The organism is Lactobacillus sp. W8093 (genome assembly GCF_016100925.1).
In the GTDB taxonomy this organism is placed as follows: domain Bacteria; phylum Bacillota; class Bacilli; order Lactobacillales; family Lactobacillaceae; genus Lactobacillus; species Lactobacillus helsingborgensis.
Map to the genome: position 1 here is coordinate 133593 of NZ_JACFRL010000006.1, position 6666 is coordinate 140258.

At 35.3% G+C, this 6666-nt stretch carries 7 protein-coding genes; 6 read left to right on the top strand and 1 reads right to left on the bottom strand.

The features are described 5' to 3' along the window. Nucleotides 1–48: 48 nt before the first annotated feature. Together H3T47_RS05680 and H3T47_RS05685 are read left to right on the top strand one after the other, a co-directional pair. A complete protein-coding gene (locus tag H3T47_RS05680; RefSeq protein WP_199282802.1) occupies nucleotides 49–1446 on the top strand; it encodes a DHA2 family efflux MFS transporter permease subunit in 1398 nt (465 codons plus the stop codon). 4 nt (nucleotides 1447–1450) lie between these two features. Then, nucleotides 1451–1876 carry a MarR family winged helix-turn-helix transcriptional regulator gene (locus H3T47_RS05685; RefSeq protein WP_109918225.1) on the top strand — a complete coding sequence of 142 codons (426 nt, stop codon included), beginning with the start codon at nucleotides 1451–1453 and terminating at the stop codon, nucleotides 1874–1876. A gap of 56 nt (nucleotides 1877–1932) precedes the next feature. Here H3T47_RS05685 and H3T47_RS05690 read toward each other — a convergent pair whose 3' ends face one another. Next, nucleotides 1933–3078 (bottom strand): IMP dehydrogenase, encoded by a 1146-nt coding sequence (locus H3T47_RS05690; RefSeq protein WP_199282803.1) that lies wholly within the window; start codon nucleotides 3076–3078, stop codon nucleotides 1933–1935. Between the two features lie 564 nt (nucleotides 3079–3642). Here H3T47_RS05690 and H3T47_RS05695 point away from each other — a divergent pair. The 4 genes from H3T47_RS05695 (at nucleotide 3643) to H3T47_RS05710 (ending at nucleotide 6514) form a co-directional block, all read left to right on the top strand. Continuing rightward, nucleotides 3643–4620, top strand: coding sequence for an ATP-binding cassette domain-containing protein (locus H3T47_RS05695; RefSeq protein ID WP_199282804.1), 978 nt, complete (start codon nucleotides 3643–3645; stop codon nucleotides 4618–4620). Between the two features lies 1 nt (nucleotide 4621). After that, on the top strand, nucleotides 4622–5419 hold the full coding sequence (locus H3T47_RS05700; RefSeq protein ID WP_052059646.1) for an ABC-2 family transporter protein: 798 nt from the start codon (nucleotides 4622–4624) through the stop codon (nucleotides 5417–5419). Between the two features lie 3 nt (nucleotides 5420–5422). After that, nucleotides 5423–6205: an ABC transporter permease gene (locus H3T47_RS05705; RefSeq protein WP_199282805.1), complete on the top strand. Its 783-nt coding sequence runs from the start codon at nucleotides 5423–5425 to the stop codon at nucleotides 6203–6205. 105 nt (nucleotides 6206–6310) lie between these two features. After that, nucleotides 6311–6514: a hypothetical protein gene (locus H3T47_RS05710; protein ID WP_038522038.1), complete on the top strand. Its 204-nt coding sequence runs from the start codon at nucleotides 6311–6313 to the stop codon at nucleotides 6512–6514. Nucleotides 6515–6666: the final 152 nt, after the last annotated feature.

Sequence of the window (6666 nt, forward strand, 5' to 3'; positions counted from 1 at the left end):
CTATGGTTATTTAGTTAGCTTGCTAACTAAATTTTAGGAGGAATTTGAATGCAAAGAAAATTAGATGCAAAACTAATTTGTTCAATTTTTGCAGCTGGATTAATGTCTTTTTCAGGTGTGTTAATTGAAACTGCAGGAAACGTTACATTTCCTGTTTTAATGAATGATTTTCACGTCAATATGGCAACAGTACAATGGATGACAACAGGCTACTTACTGGTTGCTTCCATCATTATGCCGCTATCTGCGTACTTGAAAAGGAATTTTAGTTCACGTAAGCTTTTTGTAACCGCGGCAGTCTTATTCATTTGTGGTTTATTAATTGATGCTGTTGCAAATCAATTTATCTTTTTGGTTCTTGGTCGCGTTATTCAGGGAGCAGGAGCCGGTATTGCAATTCCATTAATGTTCAATATTATTTTGGAAAGAACACCGTTAGATAAGATAGGTTTACTCATGGGAATAGGAACAATGATCACAGCTGTGGCGCCCGCTTTAGGACCCACATTTGGTGGCTTAGTCGTTAACACTTTAGGTTGGCGCTATATCTTTATTTTCATTATTCCCGTCATGATCATTTCTTTAATCATGGGTCTAACATCTATTACTGGTGAAACTGGACAAGTTAAACACACGAAACTCGACGTAGTTGGCTTTATTAGTATCGCTTTAACTTTTATCGGATTAATTTTTGCTTTTAGTAACTTGTCAACTATTTTACAGAAACCATTAATGTTTATTATCCCCTTAGTTATCGGTGTTATCAGCCTTGTGGTTTTTATTAAGCACTCACTTAATACAACCAACCCTTTAATTAATATTCGTGTCTTTAAGAAGACTAAATTTACGCAAGGTATTACAGCTTATTTTATTTTTCAAGTAAATACTTTAGGTCTGTCCTTTATCCTGCCAAATTATGTGCAAATTGTTAACCACTCCACTGCAATGACAGCAGGTTTATTACTGCTCACTGGGGGACTTGTAGGAGCAATTATGTCACCTATTAGTGGTAGACTCCTTGATAACTATGGTGCACAAAAGCCCATTATGACTGGGGCAGTTTTTGAAATTATTGGTGGCCTACTATACTGCATTTTTGCTTCTTCACTCACTTCTGGTAAAATAATTTTGTTTTATGCTATTACAATGTTAGGGATCGGACTAGTTATGGGTGATACGATGACAGCTTCGATTGGCCAATTGGCAGAAAGTGAAAATACAGATGGTAACGGTTTGTTCAATATGGCACAGCAATTTGCAGGGGCTGTGGGAACTGCAATTATTTCCGCAATTATGCAGTTTGTTGAACAAACGACCAGCCAAACTTCTGTTACAGGAAAATATATTGCTGCTGCTCAAGTTGGCTTGATTTTTATTCTAATGATTGTTCTTATTGGTGTATACTTACTGTATGCGGCAACGAAACCAGTAAAAACAAAGGAATAAAATAATGAACAGACTCGGATTGGCCTTGCAGCGTGTACAAAATACTTTTAATCGTAATGCCGATTATTATGCTAGAAAAATTGGCTTGACGGGTACACAGATGCTGATTATTGAATATTTAGCTTCATTTGCGCAGAATAAGTCAATTTATCAAAAAGATATTGAGCATGAATTTAACATCAGGAAATCGACTGCTACTAATGTTTTACGTTTAATGGAAAATAAAGGCTTGATCTATAAGAAAGTAGATCAACGTGATACACGACTAAAGGCAATTCTACTGACTGATAAAGCGATTAAACTCGAAGAAAAAATAACTAATTATTTTATTAGCTCTGAAAATAGTTATGCTGCAATACTTGGGGCAGACACAAAAAAAGAACTAATAGAAAACTTGCAAAAATTAAATAAAGCAATTTCAGAAAATTAGTTGAAACATAAAAAAACTAGTTATTGGATTAAACCAATAACTAGTTTTTTGTTTAATTATCTTTCATAATTGGGTGCATTCTTAGTAATTTGGACGTCATGAGGATGAGACTCACGTAATCCAGCATTAGTAATTTTAACAAATTGAGCATTTTCACGCAGATCGTTTATTGTAGCAGCGCCTACATAACCCATACCTGAACGCAGTCCACCTATAATTTGGAAGACAATATCAGAAACATCGCCTTTGTATTCTACTCGAGCTTCAACACCTTCAGGCACTAATTTATTAGCCTCATTAACACCACCTTGGAAATAGCGGTCAGAAGAACCATGCGCTTGTGCCATTGCACCAACCGAGCCCATACCACGATATGTCTTATATTTACGACCATTGCTGTCAAAAATTTCTCCGGGAGCTTCGGTAGTGCCTGAAAGCATACTACCTAGCATAACTGCATTGCCGCCAGCAGCTAATGCTTTAACAATATCACCTGAATATTTCATGCCACCGTCAGCAATAATTGGCTTATCGTATTCCCGTGCAGCTGTAGCCGCGTCATAGATGGCAGTAATCTGCGGTACGCCAACACCGGCTACTACGCGGGTTGTGCAGATAGACCCGGGGCCAATACCCACTTTCACGATATCCACACCAGCATCAAAAAGTGCTCTGGTAGCATCGCCTGTGGCAACATTACCAGCAATTAACGTAATATTGGGAAAATGATCGCGAATCTCTTTAATTTTGCGCAAGACTCCAGCGGAATGACCATGGGCAGTATCGATTACGATCGCATCTGCACCTTTTTCAAGGAGCGCTTCGGCTCTTTCGAAAGTATCGCTAGTAACACCAATGGCTGCCGCTACTAGTAGTCTATTGTCGTCATCAACTGCAGCTTTAGTAATGTTAGCGGGAACAACAACGTTTTTAACATTGGCAACTTCACCAGCTTGGGCACTAATCGACATATTTTTGTGAATAACGCCCAGACCACCTTGTAGTGCAATGGCTATTGCCATTGCACCCTCGGTGACAGTATCCATGCCGGCACTTATCAGAGGGATGTTAAGCTTAAGATTTGGTGCCAATTGTGTGTGTAAATTAACTTCATTTGGCAAAACGTGACTTTCTGCCGGAATTAATAACACATCATCAAAAGTTAAACCTTCTTTAACAAATTTGGTTGTCCAATTTGACATTTAATGCACACTCCTTTTTGAAAAATAATAGATAAATTGATTACACTTTACTAGTGATTTAGTTCCGGGTCAAGTCGAAAATCGTTTTTTTCAAAAAAAGCTTCAAAAAAATTTGTAATTTAATACGAACAATTAATTATTTATTAAAAATTATGTATGTGATTAATTAGAGATAAAAATATTTAAGCTTTAAAATATAGGGCTAATATTTGTAAGTAAAAAATAAAGTTCGGCTATTATAAGTAGGTAAGAAAATACTGGGATAATCCACTTAAAGTAAAACTTATTCTTCGAAAGAAAATAGCTAATACTTACTGCGAAATAAAAATAAGTAAAAATAGCGCATAGTAATTACTTGGAAAAACATTAAATATAATTTAAAAATAACGGAAGACATGGTAAAATTTACCTAGTGTTGCTGATTTAAAATCTTTTTTAAAAGTTTAAATTAATGACATTTCCTAATTAAGTATTATGATTTATGTTCAAACAAAAGCAATTTTATTGAAAAAATTCTTGAAATTGCTTTTTTGTGCTAACTATTTATCCATAAAGAGGTAAATCATGGGTAAGAATGCAATTGAAGTACATAATCTTTCCAAAGAATATGTTATTAATAGCAGGGGAGAAAACTGGTCAGCAGTGGCCAAGAATATTTTTAAGCCACAAAAGTCTGTAGTTAAAGCCGTACAGTCGCTCAATTTTGAAATCAAGAGTGGAGAAAAAGTGGGCTTTATTGGCAAAAATGGTGCTGGGAAAACTACGACGATTAAGATGCTAACTGGTACCTTGTTTCCTTCATCTGGTTACTGTAAAGTGAATGGCTATAATCCGGTTGAAAGGACTAACGATTTTAAAAAATCAATTTCAGTGGTAATGGGCAACAGATCACAACTTTTTCCAGATCTAACCCCGCGGGATTATTTAGAGTTGCTCCAGACCATGTACGACATTCCTGAAAGTGTTTTTGCGAAAACCGTCGCCAACTTAGCGCGTATTCTCAATGTTACTGAAAAACTAGATCTGCAGACTAGGAAATTATCTTTAGGTGAACGCATGAAAATTGAATTTTTAGCAGGGGTAGCCACTAGGCCTAAAGTGCTTTTCCTAGATGAGCCAACAATCGGTTTAGATGTCATAGCCAAAAGGGATATTCGCAAGTTTTTAGTATCATTAAACAAGGAGGAAAAGCTAACGGTTTTTCTAACCTCTCATGACATGGAAGATATTGCCAGTATTTGTGATCATTTGATTATTGTTGACCGCGGGAAAATAATCTGGGACGGTCAAAAACAGGAGCTATTAGATAAATTTAGCAATAATAAATATATTAGCTTTATAAAATCTGAGTCTTTTAATGAAACTAATATCAAAGCTAAAATAATTGATCAAGATGATGTCACAATTACAATTAAAGTTCCTGCACAAAAAGTTGATCATGTGATAGCACAATTAGCTCAAAACAACCAAGGCACAGATTATCAAATAAACGATCTCAAACTGGAAGATATTATCTTGGAATTGTTTGCTGAGGAAAATTAAAATGCTAAAAACATATTTATCTATCAGCAAAATTTCTCTGAAGTCGATCTTGGCTAATAAAAGCAGTGTGGTGATTTTGCTTTTGCAAGCACTTGTGCCTAGTCTAGTCATGTTTTATTTATGGTCTCTAATTTTAGATCAGGGACAAACAATTGGCGGCTTTAGCAAAAATCAGATTGTGATCTACTATATAGGTGTCAATTTTATTAATTCATTTGTATGGTACGCAGTAGATTGGGAACTAAATGATGATATTCATTCAGGAGAACTGTCTAATATCATTCATCGACCCATAGCAATTGAAAAGTATTACTTCGCTAAAATGCTTGGTGACCGACTGGCAAATTTGCTTTTACTTTTGCCAATTCTTGTAATTGGTTTCTTGTACATTCTGTTAAATAATTTGTTGCATGTTTCGCCAATGATTTTGGTCGAATTTGCTGTTAGCATAGTATTATCTGCAATTTTGTGGTTTTTATTTTCATATATCGTTGGCAGTGTGGCTTATTGGTTTGATAACCTCTTTTTTGTTTTACTTGTGAAAGAGGTAGTGGTGAACCTGCTTGCTGGTTTTTACTTTCCGCTGGAAATTTTACCGTCCTTTTTAGTAAAAATAACTAAGTGTTTGCCATTTCAGTATTTTAGTTCTTTTCCGATTGATACTCTGGTCAAAGGATTTTCCTTAGCAAATTGGGGTAAAAATACCTTGGTAGAGCTAATTTGGGCAGCTGTATTTTATCTGATGGTGCAAATAGTTAATAAGAAAGGGCTTCAGAGATATTCTGATGTAATGGGTTAAACGATGAGAAATAAACTTAAGTTAATCAGGTCTTTGGTAAAAATTGCTCTTTTGGAAACAGTGAGTTTCAGATTAGACACACTCTTTGGTATTATTTCATCAGTCCTGTGGTTAGGTATTCCCATTGCATTTTTTAAGGTGATTTATTTAAGCGTTGACACAATTGGCGGCTGGACGTATAAAGAATGTTTATTGCTCGTTGGTGTTTACAATATGCTTGATGGCTTTTTAATGGCTTTCTTGGTTAAATCCATGCCCAAAATGGAAAATGATATTAGGGAGGGAACACTTGATTCCGTCCTGTTAAAACCAATCAATACTAAATTATATTATTTCTTTAGTGCTATTGAGTTTACGCAGCTGGTAAACTCCTTCTTAGGCTTAGTCGTAATTATTTATGCTTGTCAAAATATCAAGATCACATTAGTGCAATTACTTTGTTTTATATTGTCATGTATCTGTGGGTGCATTCTTTACTATTCATTATGGTATTTATGGACGATTTCCGCTTTTTGGTTTCCTACTAATTTTGGCAGGAACGATTTGTTTTTAAGTATGATCCAAATGAGCAGATATCCAGCCAGTATTTACCGCGGAGTAGGCAATATTATTTTTAATTTTATTCTTCCTTTTGGCCTGGTAGCTTGTCCTGCAACAATAATTTTGTTGCAGGCTCAAGATTGGCAACTTTTGTTATTACAATTATTAATGGCGGTTATCTTTATTTTTTTGGATCACTTTGTCTGGAATTTGGGCTTGAAAAAATATAATGGTGCCGGCAGATAGACCACGTAGTTATTTTTTTATTTGCTAAAAGCTTGCGTAGCGGCAGGTAATTTCTTTAAAATGGTCTATTAGTTTTAATAAAAAGGTTTGGGGATTAAATAGAAAATGAAAGATGAAGTACTCTCAATTAATTTAGCAAGTGCAACAGTAAAACAAGCACAATATAACTTGGATCGGCATGGACTTTCGGTACCCGCTTTTTTGCAATTAATGCTGTCATTAGCTGCAGAAGACAATATAAAGCTGGAACATGTATTAAATGAAGAAAAAGATTTGGCAAAATGGTTGCAGAGTCTCAATGCTGATTAGATAGTTTTTTCGGCTCTTTGTCAAATCCTGTTGATAGAGCTTAAATGAATAGAATCAAGCAGCTAATAAACTGCTTGGTTCTTTTTCTTTTACCTTGTTTTCTGCTAATCTAATCCTGGTTAGCAGATTGTGGAAGTTGGCGTAGCCAAAAG

What these genes read in the sequence shown, in the direction of transcription:
- H3T47_RS05695 (WP_199282804.1), top strand. Translation starts at nt 3,643, where the DNA reads ATGGGTAAGAATGCAATTGAAGTACATAATCTTTCCAAAGAATATGTT.
- H3T47_RS05690 (WP_199282803.1), bottom strand. Translation starts at nt 3,078, where the DNA reads ATGTCAAATTGGACAACCAAATTTGTTAAAGAAGGTTTAACTTTTGAT.
- H3T47_RS05700 (WP_052059646.1), top strand. Translation starts at nt 4,622, where the DNA reads ATGCTAAAAACATATTTATCTATCAGCAAAATTTCTCTGAAGTCGATC.
- H3T47_RS05685 (WP_109918225.1), top strand. Translation starts at nt 1,451, where the DNA reads ATGAACAGACTCGGATTGGCCTTGCAGCGTGTACAAAATACTTTTAAT.
- H3T47_RS05680 (WP_199282802.1), top strand. Translation starts at nt 49, where the DNA reads ATGCAAAGAAAATTAGATGCAAAACTAATTTGTTCAATTTTTGCAGCT.
- H3T47_RS05705 (WP_199282805.1), top strand. Translation starts at nt 5,423, where the DNA reads ATGAGAAATAAACTTAAGTTAATCAGGTCTTTGGTAAAAATTGCTCTT.
- H3T47_RS05710 (WP_038522038.1), top strand. Translation starts at nt 6,311, where the DNA reads ATGAAAGATGAAGTACTCTCAATTAATTTAGCAAGTGCAACAGTAAAA.